The organism is Streptomyces sp. YIM 130001 (genome assembly GCF_003574445.1).
Lineage (GTDB): Bacteria > Actinomycetota > Actinomycetes > Streptomycetales > Streptomycetaceae > Streptomyces.
In genome coordinates this window covers 153,299-175,427 of sequence record NZ_KZ984550.1, presented here as the reverse complement: position 1 = coordinate 175,427, position 22,129 = coordinate 153,299, and the positions used below count along the sequence as shown (strand labels likewise).

Annotated in this window: 18 protein-coding genes; 12 read left to right on the top strand and 6 right to left on the bottom strand. The window is 71.6% G+C overall.

The window, feature by feature from the left end; genetic code table 11:
- Positions 1–264: 264 nt before the first annotated feature.
- The 3 genes from DSC45_RS06335 to DSC45_RS06325 are packed head-to-tail and all read left to right on the top strand — an operon-like array spanning position 265 to position 3,439.
- Positions 265–1,428: a Gfo/Idh/MocA family protein gene (locus DSC45_RS06335; protein WP_162929156.1), complete on the top strand. Its 1,164-nt coding sequence runs from the start codon at positions 265–267 to the stop codon at positions 1,426–1,428.
- Positions 1,425–2,609, top strand: coding sequence for a dihydrodipicolinate synthase family protein (locus DSC45_RS06330; protein ID WP_119287941.1), 1,185 nt, complete (start codon positions 1,425–1,427; stop codon positions 2,607–2,609). The genes DSC45_RS06335 and DSC45_RS06330 overlap by 4 nt, the downstream gene beginning before the upstream one ends.
- Complete coding sequence (locus tag DSC45_RS06325; protein WP_119287939.1) at positions 2,606–3,439, top strand: sugar phosphate isomerase/epimerase family protein; 834 nt, start codon at positions 2,606–2,608, stop codon at positions 3,437–3,439. Before DSC45_RS06330 ends, DSC45_RS06325 begins: the two co-directional genes overlap by 4 nt.
- 134 nt (positions 3,440–3,573) lie before the next feature.
- On the opposite strand, the gene DSC45_RS06320 is transcribed toward DSC45_RS06325, so the two are convergent.
- Positions 3,574–4,131 carry a DUF937 domain-containing protein gene (locus DSC45_RS06320; RefSeq protein WP_119287937.1) on the bottom strand — a complete coding sequence of 186 codons (558 nt, stop codon included), beginning with the start codon at positions 4,129–4,131 and terminating at the stop codon, positions 3,574–3,576.
- 313 nt (positions 4,132–4,444) lie between these two features.
- Here DSC45_RS06320 and DSC45_RS06315 point away from each other — a divergent pair, with 313 nt between their 5' ends.
- Positions 4,445–6,667, top strand: a complete 2,223-nt coding sequence (locus DSC45_RS06315) for an SF1B family DNA helicase RecD2 (RefSeq protein WP_119287935.1) — start codon at positions 4,445–4,447, stop codon at positions 6,665–6,667.
- 196 nt (positions 6,668–6,863) lie between these two features.
- The gene (locus DSC45_RS06310) at positions 6,864–8,162 is read left to right on the top strand and encodes a citrate synthase (RefSeq protein WP_119287932.1); all 1,299 of its coding nucleotides are present in this window, start codon (positions 6,864–6,866) and stop codon (positions 8,160–8,162) included.
- 470 nt (positions 8,163–8,632) lie between these two features.
- Here the strand turns inward: DSC45_RS06310 and DSC45_RS06305 are convergent, their stop codons facing one another.
- The 3 genes from DSC45_RS06305 to DSC45_RS06295 form a co-directional block, all read right to left on the bottom strand.
- Positions 8,633–10,903: a heavy metal translocating P-type ATPase gene (locus DSC45_RS06305; RefSeq protein WP_119287931.1), complete on the bottom strand. Its 2,271-nt coding sequence runs from the start codon at positions 10,901–10,903 to the stop codon at positions 8,633–8,635.
- A 195-nt stretch (positions 10,904–11,098) separates the two neighbouring features.
- Positions 11,099–11,365: a heavy-metal-associated domain-containing protein gene (locus DSC45_RS06300; protein ID WP_119287929.1), complete on the bottom strand. Its 267-nt coding sequence runs from the start codon at positions 11,363–11,365 to the stop codon at positions 11,099–11,101.
- 205 nt (positions 11,366–11,570) lie between these two features.
- Positions 11,571–12,140: a TetR/AcrR family transcriptional regulator gene (locus DSC45_RS06295; protein ID WP_119287927.1), complete on the bottom strand. Its 570-nt coding sequence runs from the start codon at positions 12,138–12,140 to the stop codon at positions 11,571–11,573.
- 118 nt (positions 12,141–12,258) lie between these two features.
- Between DSC45_RS06295 and DSC45_RS06290 the strand changes: the two genes are divergently transcribed.
- The 3 genes from DSC45_RS06290 to DSC45_RS06285 all read left to right on the top strand — a co-directional run bounded on the left by DSC45_RS06290 (position 12,259) and on the right by DSC45_RS06285 (position 15,837).
- Complete coding sequence (locus DSC45_RS06290; protein WP_205571260.1) at positions 12,259–14,100, top strand: PEP/pyruvate-binding domain-containing protein; 1,842 nt, start codon at positions 12,259–12,261, stop codon at positions 14,098–14,100.
- Positions 14,025–14,648 carry a PEP-utilizing enzyme gene (locus tag DSC45_RS36065; protein WP_205571259.1) on the top strand — a complete coding sequence of 208 codons (624 nt, stop codon included), beginning with the start codon at positions 14,025–14,027 and terminating at the stop codon, positions 14,646–14,648. Before DSC45_RS06290 ends, DSC45_RS36065 begins: the two co-directional genes overlap by 76 nt.
- A 130-nt stretch (positions 14,649–14,778) precedes the next feature.
- Positions 14,779–15,837, top strand: coding sequence for a zinc-dependent alcohol dehydrogenase family protein (locus DSC45_RS06285; protein ID WP_119287925.1), 1,059 nt, complete (start codon positions 14,779–14,781; stop codon positions 15,835–15,837).
- A 74-nt stretch (positions 15,838–15,911) separates the two neighbouring features.
- On the opposite strand, the gene DSC45_RS06280 is transcribed toward DSC45_RS06285, so the two are convergent.
- On the bottom strand, positions 15,912–16,109 hold the full coding sequence (locus DSC45_RS06280; RefSeq protein ID WP_119287923.1) for a helix-turn-helix transcriptional regulator: 198 nt from the start codon (positions 16,107–16,109) through the stop codon (positions 15,912–15,914).
- Between the two features lie 281 nt (positions 16,110–16,390).
- Positions 16,391–17,287, bottom strand: a complete 897-nt coding sequence (locus DSC45_RS06275) for a sugar phosphate isomerase/epimerase family protein (RefSeq protein WP_119287921.1) — start codon at positions 17,285–17,287, stop codon at positions 16,391–16,393.
- Between the two features lie 276 nt (positions 17,288–17,563).
- Between DSC45_RS06275 and iolC the strand changes: the two genes are divergently transcribed.
- Genes iolC through iolD form a run of 4 tightly spaced genes read left to right on the top strand, consistent with a single transcriptional unit; the run spans position 17,564 to position 22,105 of the window.
- The gene (gene iolC, locus DSC45_RS06270; protein ID WP_240434520.1) at positions 17,564–18,490 is read left to right on the top strand and encodes a 5-dehydro-2-deoxygluconokinase; all 927 of its coding nucleotides are present in this window, start codon (positions 17,564–17,566) and stop codon (positions 18,488–18,490) included.
- 5 nt (positions 18,491–18,495) lie between these two features.
- Positions 18,496–19,386 carry a Cgl0159 family (beta/alpha)8-fold protein gene (locus tag DSC45_RS06265; RefSeq protein ID WP_119288409.1) on the top strand — a complete coding sequence of 297 codons (891 nt, stop codon included), beginning with the start codon at positions 18,496–18,498 and terminating at the stop codon, positions 19,384–19,386.
- Positions 19,386–20,201: a 5-deoxy-glucuronate isomerase gene (gene iolB / locus DSC45_RS06260; protein ID WP_119287918.1), complete on the top strand. Its 816-nt coding sequence runs from the start codon at positions 19,386–19,388 to the stop codon at positions 20,199–20,201. The genes DSC45_RS06265 and iolB overlap by 1 nt, the downstream gene beginning before the upstream one ends.
- Positions 20,198–22,105 carry a 3D-(3,5/4)-trihydroxycyclohexane-1,2-dione acylhydrolase (decyclizing) gene (gene iolD / locus DSC45_RS06255; protein ID WP_119287917.1) on the top strand — a complete coding sequence of 636 codons (1,908 nt, stop codon included), beginning with the start codon at positions 20,198–20,200 and terminating at the stop codon, positions 22,103–22,105. The genes iolB and iolD overlap by 4 nt, the downstream gene beginning before the upstream one ends.
- Positions 22,106–22,129: the final 24 nt, after the last annotated feature.

Sequence of the window (22,129 nt, the reverse complement as noted above, 5' to 3'; positions counted from 1 at the left end):
CGGTCGTCGCGTACTGAGGGCACTTCACGGTCATCCAGTCCTCCGGAACGTCGGGAATCCGGGCCCGCGCCGCACATCCGTGGCGCCGCGGGAGAGGTCCGGGGGTGTCCGAAGCCCCGCCGAGGCGACTTTCGCGACACCCCCTTGTACAGGGCTTGGCTGGCAGGCTAGCTTTCTTACGCATAGAAAGCGCTTGCTACGAGGTCCGGTGAAGTGTCCGACGGCCGGACCGGGGCGAGCCGATGCCGCGTTCGGAGGAGTTCTGTGACACGCAAGACGGTGCGCATCGCCATGAACGGTGTGACGGGGCGGATGGGACACCGCCAGCATCTGGTCCGCTCGATCCTCGCGCTCCGCGAGCAGGGCGGCCTCGACCTCGGGGACGGCACGGTCCTGTGGCCCGAACCCGTGCTCGTCGGCCGGCGCGAGCACGCGCTGCGCGCGCTGGCCGAGCGGCACGGCCTGGAGCACTTCAGCACGGACCTGGACGCGGTGCTCGCCGACGACAGCATCGACATCTACTTCGACGCGCAGGTCACCTCGGCCCGCGAGGAGGCGCTGAAGAAAGCGATCTCCGCCGGCAAGCACATCTACACCGAGAAGCCCAGCGCCACCGGCCTCGACGGTGCCCTGGAGCTGGCCCGCCTGGCGAACGCCGCCGGCATCAAGCACGGCGTCGTCCAGGACAAGATCTTCCTGCCGGGCCTGCTCAAGCTGAAGCGCCTGATCGACGGCGGCTTCTTCGGCCGCATCCTGTCCGTACGCGGCGAGTTCGGCTACTGGGTCTTCGAGGGTGACTGGCAGGAGGCACAGCGCCCGTCCTGGAACTACCGCTCCGAGGACGGCGGCGGCATCGTCGTCGACATGTTCCCGCACTGGGAGTACGTCCTGCACGAGCTGTTCGGCCGCGTCACCTCGGTCACCGCGCGCACCGCCACCCACATCCCCGAACGCTTCGACGAGCGGGGCAAGCCGTACCAGGCGACCGCCGACGACGCCGCGTACGGCATCTTCGAGCTGGAGGGCGGCGCGATCGCCCAGATCAACTCCTCCTGGACGGTCCGGGTCAACCGCGACGAACTCGTCGAGTTCCAGGTCGACGGCACCGAGGGCTCCGCCGTCGCCGGTCTGCGCAACTGCCGCGCCCAGCACCGCTCCGCCACCCCGAAGCCGGTGTGGAACCCGGACCTGCCCGCCACCGAGGCGTTCCGCGACCAGTGGCAGGAAGTCCCCGACAACCAGCCGGAGGGCGGGGACTTCTCCAACGGCTTCAAGGCGCAGTGGGAACTGTTCCTGCGCCACGTGTACGCCGACGAGCCCTACCACTGGGACCTGCTCGCCGGCGCCCGCGGCGTGCAGCTCGCCGACCTCGGCCTCAAGTCCTCGGCAGAGGGCCGCCGTTACGAGGTTCCGGAGCTGGGCCTGTGACTGTCGTACTGCCCCGCCCGGACGGCACCACCACCGTCCACACGCCCCGCACCGAGCCGCTGGCCCTCTCCCCGGGCGCCCCGCTCGTCTCGCGCACCGTCTTCTCGGCCGCGCACGTCGTCGCCGACCCGTTCGCGGACGTGTCGATCGACGATCCGGCCGTGGTCGACTGGGAGGCGACCCTCGCCTTCCGCCGTCACCTGTGGGCCCAGGGGCTCGGTGTCGCCGAGGCCATGGACACCGCGCAGCGCGGCATGGGCCTCGACTGGGCGGGCGCGGCCGAACTGATCCGCCGCTCGTCGGCCGAGGCGAAGTCCGTCGGCGGCCGCATCGCCTGCGGTGTCGGCACGGACCAGCTGCCGCCCGCCGGGCACGGCTCCGCCGACGGTGCCCTGAAGGCCGTACGGGCCGCCTACGAGGAGCAGTTGGCCCTCGTCGAGGAGTCGGGTTCCCAGGCCATCCTGATGGCCTCGCGCGCCCTCGCGGCCGCCGCCCGCGGGCCCGAGGACTATCTGGAGACGTACGGGCACCTGCTGCGGCAGGCGACCGAGCCGGTGATCCTGCACTGGCTCGGCCCGATGTTCGACCCCGCCCTGGAGGGCTACTGGGGCTCGTCGGACCTGGACGCCGCGACCGACACCTTCCTGGAGGTGATCGCCGCCCATCCGGACAAGGTCGACGGCATCAAGGTCTCGCTCCTCGACGCACAGCGCGAGATCGACATCCGGCGCCGGCTCCCCGAGGGCGTGCGCTGCTACACCGGTGACGACTTCAACTACCCCGAGCTGATCGCGGGGGACGAGCCGGGCACCGGAGGCCGCTTCAGCCACGCACTGCTCGGCATCTTCGACCCGCTCGCGCCGATCGCGGCCGAGGCCGTGCGCGTACTGGACACCGGTGACCGGCAGGGGTTCCGTGCGCTGCTCGACCCCACCGTCGAGCTGTCCCGGCACCTGTTCGAGCGCCCGACGCGCTACTACAAGACCGGGGTGGTGCTGCTCGCCTGGCTGGCCGGGCACCAGTCGCACTTCACCATGGTCGGCGGTCTGCAGTCGGCCCGCTCACTGCCGCATCTGGCGCGTGCCTACGAACTGGCGGACGGGCTCGGCCTGTTCCCGGACCCCGCACTGGCCGAGAGCCGTATCAAGTCCCTGCTGCACGTACACGGAGCCGCCCAATGACCGTGCCGGACCTGTCCCGCTTCAGCATCAACCAGATGACCGTGAAGCAGCTGTCCCTGCCCGAACTCACCGAGGCCTGCGCGCGCGTGGGCGTCGGTCAGGTGGGGCTCTGGCGCGAGCCGGTCCAGGAGTACGGCGTCGAGTCGGCCGCCAAGCTGATGCGCGACGCAGGGCTCTCGGTGACCACGCTGTGCCGCGGCGGATTCCTCACGGATATCGAGGGCCACGCGCGCGTGGCCGCCGTCGACGACAACAAGCGGGCCGTCGACGAGGCGGCGGCCCTCGGCACCGACACGCTGGTCCTGGTCTCGGGCGGCCTGCCCGAGGGCAGCAAGGACCTGACCGGCGCGCGTGAGCGGATCGCCGAAGCGCTGGCGGAACTCGGGCCGTACGCCGCCGAGCGAAGCGTGCGGCTCGCCATCGAACCGCTGCATCCGATGTACGCCGCGGACCGCTGCGTGGTCTCCACGCTGCGGCAGGCGAACGACCTGGCGGAGCGGTTCCCGGCGGAGCAGGTCGGCGTCTGCGTGGACACGTACCACGTCTGGTGGGACGACACCGCGCCAGGCGAGCTGGCCAGGGCCGGCGCGAACGGACGGCTGCACGCCTTCCAACTGGCGGACTGGGTCACGCCGTTGCCGGCGGGCGTGATGACGGGCCGCGGGCAGCTGGGGGACGGGTCCGTGGACATGCGGGCCTGGTGCGGCCTGGCCCGCGAGGCCGGGCACACCGGCCCCGTGGAGGTGGAGCTCTTCAACTCCGGGCTCTGGGAGCGCGACGGCGGCGAGGTCCTGGCGGAGACGGCGGAGCGGTTCCTGCTGCACACGTGAGGCGGCCGTCCGCCCGCACCCGCCCGTGAGGTGACCGCGGCCGCGCGGGGAGCCCGGCGCTCCGACGCGCCCCCGCGCGGCCGCCGTACGCCGTCACCTCGCGCGGGTCCGCCACCGCTCGCGCCGGGTACGGGTCACTTCGGGCGTCTGCCGAGCACGCTGCCGAGCAGGTCGCCGAGGTCCGGGGAGCCGCCGGACGCGCGCGGGCCCGTCTTCGCGGACTTGGTGCGCTTGGACAGGACGGCCAGCACCACCGGGATCATCAGCTCGATCGCCCGCGTCACAGCGGGTACCGGGAGCCCGGTCCGCTTCGCCACGGCCGTCGCCACCGGCTTGCTGACCTTGGCCAGCACCCCGGCCATCATGCCGCCGCCGAGCAGCCCGCCGAGGCCGCCACCGAAACCACCCAGGGTGGACACACCCTGCAGCGGCGGTTCGGCGGACTCGGGGGTTTCGGCCGTCTCGTCGAGAGCCTGCCGTACCTCGTCCGCCTCCTCGGGCGGTCCGGCCGCCTTCTCCTGCAGCCCGCCGGACAGCGCGGACACCGTGGTCCGTACGACGTCCTCGGCGCCGCCGCGGTCGGTGCCGAGGACCTCCGCGATCTCGCCGAGCCGGTCGTCGCCCAGCTCCTGGAGTACGTCGGTCTCGAGCCTCGCCGGCTCTGCCGGCTCTTCAGAAGAGTGGTCGCTCATGTCCGAAACGCTACGGCCGGAGCAGGCCGTCGGCACCCGGAGAATTTCTTCGCAGAAACCTGCGTCGGCCGTGCAACCCTTTGCCCGGCACGTGGGTCGTACTTGGCATCAGGACTTCTGGAGGGGGATCCGGGGGGATTCGGAGAGGTCCTGGTGGGGAGGGGAACCGCGAGGGGGCTCGGTCCGCGGACCGGGCCCCCTCGAAGTATGTCTGGCTGATTTCAGACGGTGCGGCAGGGAGCCGATTCCGGTCCGCCCGGCCCGTCGCCGACGGGCCGCCCGGGCTGTCGTACCCCGGCGGTAGCGTCGGATCATGGCGAACATGGCGGTGGTCGAGGGGGTCCTGGAGCGGATCACCTACGCCAACGAGGAGAACGGCTACACGGTGGCCCGCGTGGACACCGGCCGCGGCGCGGGCGACCTGCTGACCGTCGTCGGCTCCCTGCTCGGCGCCCAGGCCGGCGAGTCGCTGCGCATGGAGGGCCGTTGGGGCTCGCACCCGCAGTACGGCAAGCAGTTCACGGTGGAGAACTACACGACGGTGCTCCCCGCCACCATCCAGGGCATCCGCCGCTATCTGGGTTCAGGACTCATCAAGGGCATCGGCCCGCGCATCGCCGAGCGCATCGTGGCCCACTTCGGGACCGACACCCTGGACGTCATCGAGCAGGAGCCCGGCCGGCTGATCGAGGTGGAGGGCCTCGGCCCCAAGCGCACCAAGCTGATCGGTGCGGCCTGGGAGGAGCAGAAGGCCATCAAGGAGGTCATGGTCTTCCTGCAGGGCGTCGGCGTCTCCACCTCCATCGCGGTCCGCATCTACAAGAAGTACGCGGACGCCTCGATCTCGGTGGTCAGAAACCAGCCGTACCGCCTGGCCGCCGACGTCTGGGGCATCGGCTTCCTCACGGCCGACCGCATCGCCCAGGCCGTCGGCATCCCGCACGACAGCCCGGACCGGGTCAAGGCGGGTCTGCAGTACGCCCTTTCACAGTCCAGCGATCAGGGCCACTGCTTCCTGCCCGAGGAGCAGCTGATCGGTGACGCGGTCAAGCTGCTCCAGGTCGACACCGGCCTGGTCATCGACTGCCTCGGCGAGCTGGCCGGAGAGGAGGAGGGTGTCGTACGGGAGCAGGTGCCGGGTCCGGAGGGCGGCTCCCCGGTCACCGCGGTCTATCTGGTGCCGTTCCACCGGGCCGAGTTGTCGATGTCCGGGCAGCTGCTGCGGCTGCTGCGCAGCGACGAGGACCGGATGCCCGCCTTCCGGGACGTCGACTGGGACCGTGCGCTCGGCTGGCTGCGCGGCCGCACCGGCGCCGAACTCGCCCCCGAGCAGGAGGAGGCCGTCAAGCTGGCGCTGACCCGGAAGGTCGCGGTGCTCACCGGCGGCCCGGGCTGCGGCAAGTCCTTCACGGTCCGCTCCATCGTCGAACTGGCCCGCGCCAAGGGCGCCCAGGTGATCCTCGCGGCGCCCACGGGCCGAGCCGCGAAGCGCCTCGCCGAGCTGACCGGAGCGGAAGCCTCCACCGTGCACCGGCTCCTGGAGCTGAAGCCGGGCGGCGACGCGGCGTACGACCGGGACCGCCCGCTCGACGCCGACCTGGTCGTCGTCGACGAGGCCTCCATGCTGGACCTGCTCCTGGCGAACAAGCTGGTGAAGGCCGTACCCCCGGGCGCCCACCTGCTGTTCGTCGGGGACGTGGACCAGCTGCCGAGCGTCGGCGCGGGCGAGGTCCTCAGGGATCTGCTCGCCGAGGGCGGCCCGGTGCCCGCGGTCCGCCTCACCCGCATCTTCCGGCAGGCGCAGCAGTCCGGGGTGGTGACCAACGCTCACCGGATCAACTCGGGTTCGCCACCGCTCACTCAGGGCCTGAAGGACTTCTTCCTCTTCGTCGAGGACGACACCGAGGAGGCGGGCCGGCTCACGGTGGACGTCGCGGCCCGCCGGGTCCCCGCGAAGTTCGGCCTCGACCCGAGACGCGACGTCCAGGTACTCGCCCCGATGCACCGCGGCCCCGCGGGCGCCGGCACGCTCAACGGCCTGCTGCAGCAGGCGATCACGCCCGCCCGCCCGGAACTCCCGGAGAAGCGCTTCGGCGGCCGTACGTTCCGCGTGGGGGACAAGGTCACCCAGATCAGAAACAACTACGACAAGGGCGCCAACGGAGTCTTCAACGGCACGGTCGGCGTGGTCACCGCACTCGACCCCGACGAGCAGCACCTCACCGTGCGCACCGACGAGGACGAGGAGGTGGGCTACGACTTCGACGAACTCGACGAACTGGCCCACGCCTACGCGATGACCATCCACCGCTCCCAGGGCAGCGAGTACCCGGCCGTGGTGATCCCCGTGACCACCAGCGCCTGGATGATGCTCCAGCGCAACCTCCTCTACACGGCGGTGACTCGGGCGAAGAAGCTGGTCGTACTGGTGGGTTCGCGCAAGGCTTTGGGGCAGGCTGTCCGTACGGTTTCCGCGGGCAGGCGGTGCACGGCTCTGGATCACCGGCTGGGCGGCCACCGGCCGCCGCAATTTTGATCGATCATTTGGTGGGATGTGTCACGCAGGTCTTCCCGCGCGGGGCCTGAGCGGGCAGGATGAGTAGGTTGGCGGCACTCAGTGCCGCCATTGGGCCCATTGGTCGACCCCGAGTGCACCTTTCAGGTCCAAATGGGGGATGGTAGAGACAGTCAGGGCACCTCGAAGAAGAGGCACAACGTCGGTGAGGGATGACGTGAGCGAGCACAACGACAACGCGGTAGTACTTCGGTACGGCGACGACGAGTACACCTACCCGGTGGTCGACAGCACCGTCGGTGACAAGGGCTTCGATATCGGCAAGCTCCGCGCCCAGACCGGTCTGGTGACCCTGGACAGCGGCTACGGCAATACCGCCGCCTATAAATCCGGTGTCACCTACCTGGACGGCGAGCAGGGCATCCTGCGCTACCGCGGCTACCCGATCGAGCAGCTCGCCGAGCGCTCGACCTTCGTCGAGGTGGCGTACCTGCTGATCAACGGCGAACTGCCGACGGTCGACGAGCTCGCCACCTTCCGTGACGAGATCACCCAGCACACCCTGCTGCACGAGGACGTCAAGCGGTTCTACGACGGCTTCCCGCGCGACGCCCACCCGATGGCGATGCTGTCCTCGGTGGTCAGCGCCCTGTCGACGTTCTACCAGGACAGCCACAACCCGTTCGACGAGAAGCAGCGCCACCTCTCGACGATCCGGCTGCTCGCCAAGCTGCCGACGATCGCGGCGTACGCGTACAAGAAGTCGGTCGGCCACCCGGTGGTCTACCCGAGCAACAACCTGGGCTACGTCGAGAACTTCCTGCGCATGACGTTCTCCGTGCCGGCCGCCGAGTACGACCTCGACCCGACCGTGGTCTCCGCGCTCGACAAGCTGCTCATCCTGCACGCGGACCACGAGCAGAACTGTTCGACCTCCACCGTCCGCCTGGTCGGCTCCTCGCAGGCGAACATGTTCGCCTCGATCTCCGCCGGCATCTCCGCGCTCTGGGGCCCGCTGCACGGCGGCGCCAACCAATCCGTCCTGGAGATGCTCGAGGGCATCCGCGACTCGGGCAACGACGTGGACACCTTCATCCGCAAGGTGAAGGACAAGGAGGACGGCGTCCGCCTGATGGGCTTCGGCCACCGGGTCTACAAGAACTTCGACCCGCGCGCGAAGATCATCAAGGCCGCCGCGCACGATGTCCTCTCCGCGCTCGGCAAGTCCGACGAGCTGCTCGACATCGCCCTCAAGCTCGAGGAGCACGCGCTGAACGACGAGTACTTCGTCGAGCGCAAGCTCTACCCGAACGTGGACTTCTACACCGGTCTGATCTACCGGGCGATGGGCTTCCCCACCGAGATGTTCACCGTGCTCTTCGCGCTCGGCCGGCTGCCCGGCTGGATCGCCCAGTGGCACGAGATGATCAAGGAGCCCGGATCCCGCATCGGCCGTCCGCGGCAGATCTACACGGGCGTCGTCGAGCGGGACTTCGTCCCCGTCGAGGCCCGCTGAGGCACGGTCCGGCGGTCCGATCCGACCGCCGGCCGACCTGACTCAAGAGAAGCGCCCCGCCGCCGGTCCCCCCACGGGCCGACGGTCGGGGCGCTTCCATGTTCCCGGTGCGGATTCCCCCCACGGGATCCGGCCGGGCGTTCTGGGTGGTGCGCGGTGGTGCCGCGCGTGTCTGCCGGGACGCGTACGTACGGGAGGGCCGCTCAAGCTCCCCGGTGCACGTGCCCCGGCAACGCTTTCCTCGCGACCGTGCGGGCCCGCGAGGTACCTCGGACTGGAACGTCCCCCAAGACGTCCCGTGATGTCTGAAACGCCCCCCAAGACGTTTCATCCACCGCAGATTTAGACCTACGAGACCCCTCAATGGTTACGTTCGGATCGCTGTGATCTACGTCTCTTGCTTATGTCTCGAACGTGCGCAAGGGCCCCGAATCGTCGATCTGAAGCCAAGAGTAAGGGAGTTGTGGCCACTATGTGAAGGTCTTCAGGCGAAGGCTGTTGGTCACCACGAACACCGAGGAGAAGGCCATCGCGGCGCCCGCGATCATCGGGTTGAGCAGTCCGGCCGCCGCGAGGGGCAGCGCGGCCACGTTGTAGCCGAACGCCCAGCCCAGGTTTCCCTTGATGGTGGTCAGCGTCCTGCGGGCGAGCCGGATCGCCACCGCGGCCACCCGGAGGTCGCCGCGGACCAGGGTGAGGTCACCCGCCTCGATCGCCGCGTCCGTGCCCGTCCCCATCGCGAGGCCCAGATCCGATGTGGCGAGCGCCGCGGCGTCGTTCACGCCGTCGCCGACCATGGCGACCGCCCGGCCCTCGGCGCGCAGCCGCTCGACGACGGCCACCTTGTCCTCCGGAAGTACCTCCGCGTACACGTGCCCGGGCTCGATGCCGACCTCGGCGGCGACCGCCTCCGCGACCGAGCGGTGGTCGCCGGTGAGGAGTACCGGAGTGAGGCCGAGGGCGCGGAGTTCCGTGACGGCGTCGGCGCTGGTCTCCTTCACCGCGTCGGCGACGGCCAGGACACCGCACGCGGTGCCGTCGACGGCGACGGCCACCGCGGTACGTCCCTCCTGGCGAGCTGCCGCGAGGGCCTCGACGAGTGTCTCGGGCAGGCCGATTCCCGCGTCGTCCAGGAGGTCTTCGCGGCCGGCGAGTACGCGGTGGCCCTCGACAGTGCCGAGGACGCCGAGGCCGGGCACGTTCCGGAAGTCGGTGACGGGCGGCAGGGTACCGACGGCCTGGGTGGCCGCATCGGCGACGGCTCGGGCGACAGGATGCTCGGAGGCGTGCTCGACGGCGCCCGCGAGGCGGAGCAGGTCCGTCTCCTCGTACCCCTCGGTGGTGTGGGTGGCGAGGAGGGTCATGCGGCCGGTGGTGATGGTTCCGGTCTTGTCGAGGACGACGGTGTCGATCTTGCGGGTGGATTCGAGGACTTCGGGTCCCTTGATGAGGATGCCGAGTTGGGCGCCGCGTCCGGTGCCGACCATGAGGGCGGTGGGGGTGGCGAGGCCGAGGGCGCAGGGGCAGGCGATGATCAGTACGGCCACGGCGGCGGTGAACGCGGCCGTGACGTCCCCGGTGAGACCGAGCCAGGCGCCGAGCGTGCCGGCCGCGATCAGCAGGACCGCCGGGACGAACACCGCCGAGATCCGGTCGGCGAGACGCTGCACCTCGGCCTTGCCGGTCTGCGCGTTCTCCACCAGGCGGGCGATACGGGCGAGTCGGGTGTCGGTGCCGACCCGGGTGGCCTCGACGACCAGGCGGCCGGAGAGGTTCAGGCAGCCGCCGGTGACCGTGTCGCCCTCGGTGGCGTCCTGCGACGCGGATTCGCCGGTGAGCATGGAGGTGTCGACGGCGGAGGTGCCCGTCACGACCGTGCCGTCGGTGGCGATCGTCTCGCCCGGCCGTACGGCGAACCGGTCGCCGACCGCCAGCCGGGACACCGGGACCCGGACCTCGGTGCCGCCGCGCAGCAGGGACACGTCCTTGGCGCCGAGGTCGAGCAGCGCGTGCAGGGCGGCGCCGGCCTTCCGCTTGGCGCGGGCCTCGAGCCAGCGGCCCAGCAGGATGAAGGCCACGACGCCGGCGGCGACCTCGAGATAGATGGTCCCGGCGGCGTCGGCCCGGGACACGGTGAGATCGAAGCCGTGCCGCATCCCCGGCATCCCCGCGTCGCCGAGGAACAGCGCCCACAGTGACCAGCCGAAGGCGGCGAGCGTGCCGACCGAGACCAGCGTGTCCATGGTGGCGGCGCCGTGCCGGGCGTTGGTCCAGGCGGCACGGTGGAACGGCAGTCCGCCCCAGACGACGACAGGCGCGGCGAGGGTCAGCGAGAGCCACTGCCAGTTGTCGAACTGCAGGGCCGGGATCATCGCCAGGAGTACGACCGGCAGCGCGAGGACGGCCGAGACCGTGAAGCGGTGCCGGAGCGCGTCGGCCTCGCTCTCGGCCGGCTCGGCGGCCGCAGTGGTCTGCGCGGTGTCCGGGTCCGGCGGGCGCAACTCCTCGGCGGAGTAGCCGAGCTTCTCCACGGTGGCGATCAGTTCGGCGACCTCGCGGCCCTCGGCGTACGAGACGTGGGCCCGCTCGGTGGCGAGGTTGACCGAGGCCGTCACGCCGTCCAGGCGGTTCAGCTTCTTCTCGATACGGGAGGAGCAGGAGGCGCAGGTCATCCCGCCGATGGCCAGCTCGGCCTCGGAGTCGTGCAGCGGCGGGGCGGCCGCGGTGGGCGCCTGGGGCATGGGCGGTTCTTTCCGGCTCTTGCCGGGTGCGCTGTCGCCCGGCGTGGTCTTCGGGGCGGACCCGGCGCGGTGTTCGGGGCCCTCATCGGTCTCAAGGGCGGAGGGGCTCCAGGGTATTTCCGCGGGGGCGCGGTGCGTGCCCGCCGCCGGCGGTGCGGGGACACGCACCGCCGGCGGCCGGTCGGGTGAGACCGCTCAGGCGCGGCCGGTCAGCTCGTACCCGGCCTCGTCGACCGCGGCGCGGACCGCGTCCTCGTCGAGCGCGGACTCGGAGACGACGGTGACCTGGCCGGTCGCGGCGACGGCCTGCACCGAGGTGACGCCCGGCAGCTCGGAGAGTTCGCTCGACACCGCTCCCTCGCAGTGGCCGCAGCTCATGCCGGAGACCTGGTACACGGCGGTGACGGCGCCGGGGTGCGGCTGGCGGGAACCGGTCTCGGTGGCGTCGGTCTTGGCGGTCATGTCGGTCTCCTCATCGCGAAGTACGGGTGGCTGGACGGCTCGCGACCGCCCGGCGGGGAGCCGGACTCGGGCGAGGAGTCCCAGGCTTCACCACACCGTCGACTCTATACCCCTAGGGGGTACTAACCAAATGGCCTGGCCGTGTCGCCGGGTGGCGGAGATGCAGGGGTGTGGGGCCGGCTCGGGGGTGCGGCTCTGGCACGCCCTAGCCGAAGATCAGGGCGAGTTGGGTGTCCAGGGCGGCGACCGCGTCCTTCTCGGTGTACTGCCGTGAGAGGAGCTGCATGCCGAGGCCGTCGACGAGCGCCATCAGGCCGATCGCCGCGAGCTCGGGATCGACGCCGCCGGCTCCGGCCGCACGCAGTTGCTGCGCGACGAACGCGCGGATCGCCTCGGCGTCCTCGCGCAGTCCTTGCCGGATCGCCGGCTTCACCGCGGCGTACGCGAGGAACGCGAGCCCGACGTGGCCCTCGAGCCGTCGGGTGTCGTCGAGCGGCAGGATCTGGAGCAGGAGGCCGCGGACGAGCTCGCGCGGTGAAACCGGTGTTGCGGTTGCTTCGGAGCGGGCGCGGACCCGGTCCCCGACCATGCCGAGTGCGAACGTCATCATCTCGTCCTTGGTGCGGAAGTAGTGCTGCACCATCCCGGTCGAGACGCCCGCCTCGGCCGCCACCTGGCGCAGGCTCACGCCCGCCAGCCCTTCTGTGGCGGCGAGGCGCATCAGGGCGTCGGCGAGCAGTTCCCGGCGTTCACGGTGGTCGACCTTGCGTGGCATGCGGCCAGTTTACATTTTGCATTGCGACTGTATTGTCAAGAACGTGCATTGCAGTCGTATTGCAAAAACGGTGCGGCCGCCCGCGGAGTACGTGGTCGGCGCGAGGGAGGTGGCCGGCATGAACGTGCTCGAGCTGACGGAGATCGGCCGCGGAAAGTGGGACCTGGTGGGCGGGAAGGCCGACGGCCTCGCCGCGTTGATCCGGCTCGGCGAGCGGGTGCCGGAGGGCTTCTGCGTGACGACCGAGGCGTACGGGGACGGGCAGGTGCCGCGAGCCGAGGTGCTCGCGGCGTACCAACGCCTCGGTGGCGGGCCGGTCGCGGTCCGCTCCAGCGCCACGGGAGAGGACCTGCCGCACGCGAGCTTCGCCGGCCAGCAGGACACGTACCTCGGCGTCACGGGCGACGAGGCACTGATCGAGGCCGTCGAGTCCTGCTGGGCCTCGCTGCACTCCGAGCGCGCGACTGCCTACCGGGAGGCCAACGGCATCCCGCACGCTTCCGTACGGATGGCCGTCGTCGTGCAGCGCATGGTCGACGCCGAAGTCGCGGGCGTGCTGTTCACCGCCGACCCGCTGACCGGCTCGCGCAGCGCGAGCGTGGTCGACGCCGCGCCGGGACCGGGGCCGTCGGTCGTCGACGGGGCGGCGGCAGCGGACCACTACGTACTCGACGGCACGCAGGAACGGGAGCGCGGCTGCCTCGCACCGGCCCGCCGCGAGGAACTGCGCGCCGCCGGTGCGCGGATCAGGCACCTGCTCGGCGCGGAACAGGACATCGAGTGGGCCTACGACCGCGAGGCGAAACTGTGGCTGCTGCAAGCCCGCCCGATCACCACCCTCTTTCCCACGCCGCCGGCGAGCGACAAGCCGGGCCCGCGGCTGTATGTCGAGTTCGGCCACGTCCAGGGGATGCTGCGGCCCGCCACCCCGATGGGCATGTCGACTCTGAAGTCGATGCTGGCGGGCATGCTCGCGGCGTTCGGCCTCACGGTGGAGATCGTCGATATCGGCGGACGGCTCTACGGCGACCTGACCGACGCGCTGCGCGACCCCGCGACGAGACAGCGGCTCGTCAAGATGATGGCCGTCGACTTCGGGCCGCGTGCCCAGAACGCGGTCGCACACCTCCTGGACGACCCGCGGTTCGCGCCGCGGAAGACTCCCCGTAAGCGCAACGCCGCCGCCATGAAGACCGGCCCCAAGGCAGCCGCCGGGATCCTCGGAGCGCTGGCCAGGCCGGACCGGGCGCGCGCCCGCGTGTTCGGCGAGATCGAACGCCTCCGCCGGGAGCCGGTCACCGATCCGGGCTCGGCAGCTGAACTCCTCGATGTGGTCGAGCAGGACGCGGAGTCGAGTACGCGCGCCGACGCGATCGTCTGGCCCGTCGTCAGTGGGCTCGCCGTATCCGCCGCGCTGCCGTCACTGCTCAAGGGCATCGCGAGCGAGGACGAGATCCACACGGTGCTCGCCGGCATGCCGCACAACGTCACGATCGAGATGGACCTCGCGCTGTGGGCCGTGGCCCGGCGGGCAGCGCCGCATCGCGAGAGGCTGCTCAACACCCCGCCGTCGGAACTCGCTGCGGCCCAACTGGCGGTGAACTGCCCGACTTCGGTCTCGACGCATTCCTCGAGAGGTACGGCATCCGCTCCGCCGCCGAGGTCGACGTCGGCGTACCCCGCTGGGCCGAGGACCCGACACCGGTGTTCACGATGCTCGCCAACTACCTGCGCGTCGCGGACCCCGACCAAGCCCCGGACCGCCGCTTCGAACGCGCCGCGGCCAGGGCCGAGTCGATGCTCATTGAGGTGGCCGGGCGGGCCCGTCGCGAGCGGGCGCTGCGTGGTCGGCTCGCCGGCTTCTTCCTGCGGAGGTCGAGGCAGTTGTCGGGGCTGCGCGAAGCGGGCAAGTTCGCCGGTCTCTACGCCTTGCGCGACCGTCGTCGCCGTCTGCTCCTGATCGGCGCGGAGCTCCAGGCCGAGGGACTGCTCGAGGACCGTGACGACGTCATGTTCCTCCAGCTCCCCGAGCTGCGCACGGCAGTCGAGGCCGGCGCCGATCTGCGCGGCACGATCGCCGCCCGGCGCGCGGAGTACGAGCGCGAACTGAGGCGCCGTACCGTCCCGGTCGCTCTGCTCTCGGACGGTACGGATGTGGAGACCCTCCTGCCGGCCCCGCCGTCCGACGGCCGGTCGCTCAACGGAATGGGCGCGGCCTCCGGACGCGTCACCGGCCGTGCCCGGGTGGTCCGTGACCCCTCCGGTGCGGTCGTCGAACCCGGGGAGATCCTCGTCGTCCCGACGACCGACCCGGGCTGGACCCCGCTGTTCCTCACGGCCGGCGGTCTCGTCGCCGAGACCGGTGCCGTCATGGCCCACGGACCGACGGTCGCGCGTGAGTACGGCATTCCCGCGGTCATCTGCGTACCGGCCGCCACGGAACGGATCCGCACCGGTGAGCTGGTCACCGTCGACGGTGCTGCGGGAACGGTCACGCTGGATCACTGACGGAACGTCACGGGCCTTCGTGGATCAGCCTCGGCGCTCACCGGAGGCGGCCGAGCTGCCGGCGGGCCGATTAGCGTGCGGTGAGGCTTCCGTGAGGCGGCCTGATCCGATGCGGTGAAGGGTGGCAGGGATGCGGGCAGTGGTGTTCGAGCAGTTCGGCCAGGAGGCGCAGGTGCGGACCGTGCCCGACCCGGAGCCCGCGCCGGCGGGCGCGGTCGTCAGGGTGGAGGCGACGGGCCTGTGCCGCAGCGACTGGCACGGCTGGATGGGCCACGATCCCGACGTCACGCTGCCGCACGTCCCCGGGCACGAACTGGCCGGAGTGATCGCGGCGTTGGGTCCCGAGGTCACCCGTTGGCGGCTCGGGGACCGGGTCACCGTGCCGTTCGTCTGCGCCTGCGGACACTGCGACCCGTGCGCCGCGGGGCAGCAGCAGGTCTGCGACCGGCAGACCCAGCCCGGCTTCACGCACTGGGGTTCGTTCGCCGAGTACGTCGCGCTCGAGCACGCCGATGTGAACCTGGTGGCGGTACCCCGCGAGCTCTCGTACGCGACGGCGGCGGGGCTCGGCTGCCGGTTCGCCACCGCGTTCCGCGCCGTCGTCGCCCAGGGCCGGGTGGCGCCCGGCGAGTGGGTGGCCGTGCACGGCTGCGGCGGCGTGGGGCTCTCGGCGGTGATGATCGCCGCGGCCTCCGGCGCCCGGGTGGTGGCCGTCGACGTCTCGGCGGCGGCACTCGAGATGGCCCGGAGGTTCGGAGCGGCGGAGTGCGTCGATGCTTCCGGAGTGCCCGGCGGGGCGGCCGCCGTGGTGCGCGATCTCACCGGCGGCGGCGCCCAGTTGTCCCTGGACGCGCTCGGCTCCCCGGAGACCTGCGCGTCCTCCGTGGGGAGTCTGCGCCGGCACGGGCGGCATGTGCAGGTGGGGCTGCTGCCGTCGGCGGCCGGTGACCCCGTCGTACCGATGTCCCGGGTGATCGCCCTGGAACTGGAGATCCTGGGCAGCCACGGCATGGCCGCGCATGCGTATCCGCCGATGATGGAGCTGGTGCGGTCGGGTCTGTTGCGCCCCGACCTCCTCGTCACCTCCGTCATCGCCCTGGACGAGGCGCCGGCCGCGCTCGCCTCGCTCGGGCAGGGGGCCGCGGGGGCCGGCGTCACGGTGATCGAGCCGTGGCGCGGGATCGCCTGAACGCGGGCGCCGGCCCCGGCGCCCGCGAAGGGCGGCGGGGCCGGCGAATACGGGGGAGGGGGCGAGGGGGCGGTCTAGTCGGCTCGGCCGCGGTTGCGGGGGCGGCGGGAGACCCAGGTCCGCACGGTGTCCGCGTACCAGTAGGGCTTGCCCCGCTCCACGTGGTCCGGGGGCGGCAGCAGCCCGTGCTTGCGGTAGGAGCGCACAGTGTCCGGCTGGACCTTGATATGTGCGGCGATCTCCTTGTACGACCAGAGCCGTCGGTCGGTCATCTTCGGTGGCACCTCCTGCTACGCGCCGCAGCCTCGGCCAGGGAGCCAGACTTCGTCCGGGGGGACCCCCAGGGAGCTGAGGGCGGCGCATCGCGATCACTCGGCCTGTGCCCGGTGAACGAGCCGTCACGACTCTGAGAGAGCGCTTGTTGACGGTGTGTGACGGGGAACCCGCGTGAACGAGATATATGTGACCGAAGAGGGACTTTGGTGACGGAGTGGTTGCAGAGGGGCCGGTCATCGATGCCGGACCGCCCCGTCGGGTGCCTGACCCGCCCCGCTCAGGCCCCGCAGCCGCGCAGGTACTGGCGGGTGCGCCGGGCGATCGGCAGGGGCCGGTCGGGCGGGCACGGATACATGTCCTGCTCGACGATGGCGAACAGGTCGACGCCGAGTCCCTGCGCCGCCTGGAGCACAGGGGGCAGCTCCGGTACGCCGAGCGGTGGTTCGCACATCACGCCGCGTGCCACGGCCGGCCCGAACGGCAGGTCATCGGTGCGGACTTCGGCCAGTACGGCGGGGTCCACCTGTTTGAGGTGCAGATAGCCGATGCGTTCCCCGTAGGTCTCGATCAACCGGACGCTGTCGCCGCCGCAGTACGCGTAGTGACCGGTGTCCAGGCAGAGTTGGACCAGGTCGGGGTCGGTCGCGTCGAGGAAGCGGGTGACGTTCTCCTCGGTGTCGACATGGGTGTCCGCGTGCGGGTGGACCACGATGCTCAGGCCGTAGCGGTCGCCCACCTCGCGGGCGAGGCGCTCCGTCTGGGTGGACAGATGCCGCCACTGCTCCGCCGTCAGCTCGCGGTCCTCGAGGACCTTGCCCGTCTTGTCGTCGCGCCAGAACGCGGGGATCACCACCAGGTGCCCGGCGCCGGTGGCCCGCGTCAGTTCGGCGACCCGGGCCACGTGCTCCCAGGTCGCGTCCCACACCTCGGGGCCGTGGTGCAGACCGGTGAAGACGGTGCCCGCCGAGACGCGCAGGGCGCGGCGTTCGGTCTCCGCGCGGAGCCGGTCGGGGTCGGTGGGGAGATAGCCGTAGGGGCCCAGCTCGATCCACTCGTAGCCGGAGCCGGAGACCTCGTCGAGGAAGCGTTGCCAGGGGACCTGCTGCGGGTCGTCGGGGAACCACACGCCCCAGGAGTCGGGCGCCGAACCGATGCGGATGCGCGACAGCGTCATGACGTTCAGCCTCCTGGCGGGCGGAGAGAGGTGTCAAGCCTTCGTCCGAATGTAAGGACAAAATGTTGACAGTGCCGGACCGCGGGACTAGACCTGGGGATACGCGGGACCCGGGCGGCGCGGCCCGCCGGGCTCCGTCCGGACCCCGGGCGCACCGAAGGGACATGGATGGTGACCGATCCGCAGGACGTGACCCCACCACCCACGGACCCACACCGGGCCGCGCCCACCGAGCCCCCGGGCGCCGGGGCGAGTGACCCGCACGAGCTCATCACCATGGGCCGCATCGGCGTCGACCTCTACCCGCTGCAGACCGGTGTCCCGCTGGAGCGGGTCGAGACGTTCGGGAAGTTCCTCGGCGGATCGCCGAGCAATGTCGCGGTCGCCGCGGCGCGGCTCGGCCACCGGGCGGCGGTGGTGACCCGGACCGGGCAGGACCCGTTCGGCACGTATCTCCACGAGGCGCTACGGGAGTTCGGGGTGGACGACCGCTGGGTGAGCGGCGTGCCCGGGCTGCCGACACCGGTGACGTTCTGCGAGATCTTCCCGCCGGACGACTTCCCGCTCTACTTCTACCGGCAGCCCAAGGCCCCCGACCTGGAGATCCGCACCGGGGAACTCGACCTGGACGCGATCCGCGCCGCCCGCATCTTCTGGGTGACCGGCACCGGACTGTGCGCCGAGCCGAGCCGTACGGCGACCCTGGACGCGCTGCGGCACCGGGCGAAGTCCGGGACCACGGTGCTCGATCTGGACTGGCGGCCGATGTTCTGGCCCGATCCGGACAGCGCCCGCGCCCCGTACGAAGAAGCACTCGCGCACGCCACCGTCGCCGTGGGCAACCTGGAGGAGTGCCGGGTCGCCACCGGCGAGAGCGAACCGGGCGCCGCAGCACGGGCGTTGATCGCCGCCGGGGTCGAACTGGCCGTGGTGAAGCAGGGCCCGAAGGGCGTGCTGGCGCTCGCCGCCGACGGCCGCAGCGCCGAGGTGCCGCCCGTCCCGGTGGAGGTCGTCAACGGCCTGGGCGCGGGCGACGCGTTCGGCGGCGCGCTCTGCCACGGTCTGCTCGCCGGACTGCCCCTCGAGCAGACCGTGCGGTTCGCCAACGCCGCCGGCGCGATCGTCGCCTCCCGCCTCGCCTGCTCCTCGGCCATGCCGTACGCGCACGAGGTCACCGAGGCCATGGAAGGCGGCCTGGTGTGAGCGCCATCAGCCCCGGCGAACTGGCCCGGGTGCGGGCCAGGCATCCGGAGGCCTTCGCCGAGGCGGCCGCCCGCCGCAAGCGCAGACCACTGGTCGGCCCCGGCGGCCGGCTGATGATCGTCGCCGCGGACCATCCGGCGCGCGGCGCGCTCTCCGCCGGTGGCCGCCGCCTGGCGATGGCCAACCGGCTCGACCTCCTCGAGCGCCTGTGCCTCGCGCTCGGCCGCCCGGGCGTGGACGGGGTCCTCGCCACCGCCGACATCGTCGAGGACCTGCTGCTGCTCGGCGCCCTGGACGGCAAGGTGGTGATGGGCTCCATGAACCGTGGCGGGCTCGCCGGTTCGGCCTTCGAACTCGACGACCGGTTCACCGGCTACCGGCCGGAGGACCTCGAACGCCTCGGCCTCGACGCGGGCAAGCTACTGCTGCGCATCGACTACTCCGACCCCGGCTCGCTCGACACGCTCGAAACCGGCGCCCGTGTGATCGACGCGATGGCGCAGCGGGGCCTTCCGGTGTTCGTCGAGCCGTTCCTGTCCCGCCGGACCGACGGCCGGCTCGGCAACGACCTCAGTCCCGAAGCGGTCACCACTTCCATCGCCGTCGCCTCGGGCCTGGCCGGTACTTCGGCGTACACCTGGCTGAAGGTGCCGGTCACCGATGACGCGGACGGTACGGCGCGGGCCCTGGAGACCTCGACCCTGCCCGTCGTGCTGCTCGGCGGCGACACCGGCAGGACACTCGCCGAGCAGGACGCGGCGTACGAGAAATGGCGGGGCGCGCTGCGCCTTCCGACCGTTCAGGGACTCGTGGTGGGACGGTCGTTGTTGTATCCGGCGGATGACGATGTGACGGCGGCCGTGGACACCGCGGTCGCCCTGGTCGGGGAGGCGTGATGTACGTACCGGCGGGCTCGACGGCTGAGGGGCCGTACGCCCTGCGGATCGACGCGGGCAGCGACGGGGCGGGGAAGGCCGGGCTCGCGCACAGCGCGCTGCGGATCGCCGAACTGCCGCCGGGCGGCTCGCTCTCCGTCGACACCGGCGACTGCGAGTGGATCGTGCTGCCGCTGTCCGGCGGATGTACGGTGCACGCGAACGGCGAGTTCTTCGAACTCATGGGCCGCGAGGACGTGTTCGGCGGGGCGAGCGACTTCGTCCGCGTACCGCGCGACACCCATGTGCAGATCGCCTCCGGTGCGGGAGGCCGCTTCGCCCTGGCAGGAGCGAAGTGCGAGCGTCGACTCCCCGCCCGCTACGGCCCCGCGCCGGAGGTACCGCTCGAGCAACGCGGCAGCGGGAACAGCGCGCGGGAGGTGCGCGGATTCGCCGCCGCCGACGCCTTCGAGTGCGACCGGCTGATCGCCGTGGAGGTGATCACCCCCGGCGGTAACTGGTCCTCGTACCCGCCGCACAAGCACGACGAGCACCTGCCCGGCGAGGAGAGCGAACTCGAGGAGATCTACTACTTCGAGATCGAGGGTGCGGGCGGTTTCGGTTACCAGCGGGTGTCGCCCTCGCGTCCCGGCGGTACGGATGTACTCGCCGAAGTCCGCACCGGGGACACGGTGTTGGTGCCGGACGGCTGGCACGGACCGTCGATCGCGCAGCCCGGCCACCGGATGTACTACCTGAACGTGATGGCCGGGCCGGGCGACGAACGGGAGTGGAAGATCCGCTTCCACCCGGATCACGCGGAGGGATACCGATGACCACCCGCCGGCTCACCACCGCGCAGGCCCTGCTCGCCTTCCTGACCCGCCAGTTCACCGAACGCGACGGCACCCGACAGCGGCTGATCGGCGCCACCTGGGGCATCTTCGGCCACGGGAACGTCGCCGGCATCGGCCAGGCCCTCCTCGAGTACGGCGACGAGATGCCGTACCACCAGGGCCGCAACGAGCAGGCCATGGTGCACGCCGCCGTCGGCTACGCCCGCCAGTCCGGCCGGCTCTCCGCGCACGCCGTCACCACCTCCATCGGCCCCGGCGCGACCAACCTCGTCACCGGCGCCGCCCTCGCCACCATCAACCGGCTCCCGGTCCTGCTGCTGCCCGGAGACACCTTCGCCGCCCGGCCCGCCGACCCCGTGCTCCAGCAGCTCGAAGTCCCCTACGCGGGCGATGTGTCGGTCAACGACTGCCTGCGCCCCGTCTCGCGCTACTTCGACCGGATCACCCGCCCCGAGGCCCTGATCCCGGCAGCGCTCGCCGCGATGCGGGTGCTCGCCGACCCGGCCGAGACCGGTGCGGTCACGCTCGCGCTGCCGCAGGACGTCCAGGCGGAGGCGTACGACTGGCCGGAGGAGTTCTTCGCCGAACGGGTGTGGCGGGTGCCGCGCCCGGAGCCCGAACGCCAGGACGTGCACGAGGCGTTGGCGCTGATCCGGTCCGCCGAGAGGCCGCTGATCATCGCCGGCGGCGGCGTGCACCACAGCGCCGCCGAAGAAGCCCTGCGCACCCTCGTCGACTCGACAGCCATGCCCGTCGCCTCCACCCAGGCCGGCAAGGGCAGCCTCGACCACGACCACCCCGCCGACGTCGGCGGAATCGGCTCCACCGGCACCGCGACCGCCAACCACCTCGCCCGCACCGCCGACCTGATCCTCGGCATCGGCACCCGCTACTCGGACTTCACCACCGCTTCCGGCACCCTCTTCCAGAACCCCGAAGTCCGCTTCGTCAACCTCAACATCACCGGCTTCGACAGCCACAAGATGGGCGCCGCCACCTCGTTGACCGGCGACGCGCGGGCCGGACTGCAGCACCTGCACGGCGAGCTGCGCGAGCACGCGGTGGACGGCGAACGGACGCCGGGCCACCGCGTGTCCGAGGCCTACGAGCAGGAGTACCGCCGCGCCAAGGCCGACTGGGAGCGGCGCGTCACCCGCGCCTTCACCGCCCCCGACGAGCACGCCCGGCCGACCCAGGCCCAGGTCGTCGGTGCCCTGGACGCCCTGTTCACCGCCGACGACGTACTGATCAACGCGGCGGGATCGCTCCCCGGCGACCTGCACGCACTGTGGCGCGCCCGCGACCCGCGGCAGTACCACGTCGAGTACGGCTACTCCTGCATGGGCTACGAGATCCCCGCGGCGATCGGCGTCCAACTGGCCGCCCCCGAGCGGCGGGTGTGGCCGGTCGTCGGCGACGGCACGTACCTGATGCTGCCCACCGAACTCGTCACGGCCGTGCAGGAAGGCCTCCCGATCAAGCTCGTGATCCTGCAGAACCACGGCTACGCATCCATCGGCGGCCTCTCCGAGACCGTCGGCGCCGAACGCTTCGGCACCGCCTACCGCTACCGCGCCGCGGACCGGACGTACACCGGCGATCCGCTGCCCGTCGACCTCGCCGCGAACGCCGCCTCGCTCGGTATGCGCGTCCTCACCGCCGACACCGTGCGCGGTCTCGACAAGGCGCTGCGTGAGGCACAGGCTTCGGACGTGCCCACATGTGTCTATGTGGAGACGGAAACGGCAGACACAGTGTCGGGGGTGCCGTCCGGCGAAGCGTGGTGGGATGTGCCCGTGGCCGAGACCGCGACCCGCCCGTCCGCGACCTCGGCCCGGGAGGAGTACGAACGGCACGTGGCGGCCCGACGCCGCCATCTCTGAGGGAGCTGCCGCCATCGCTGAAGG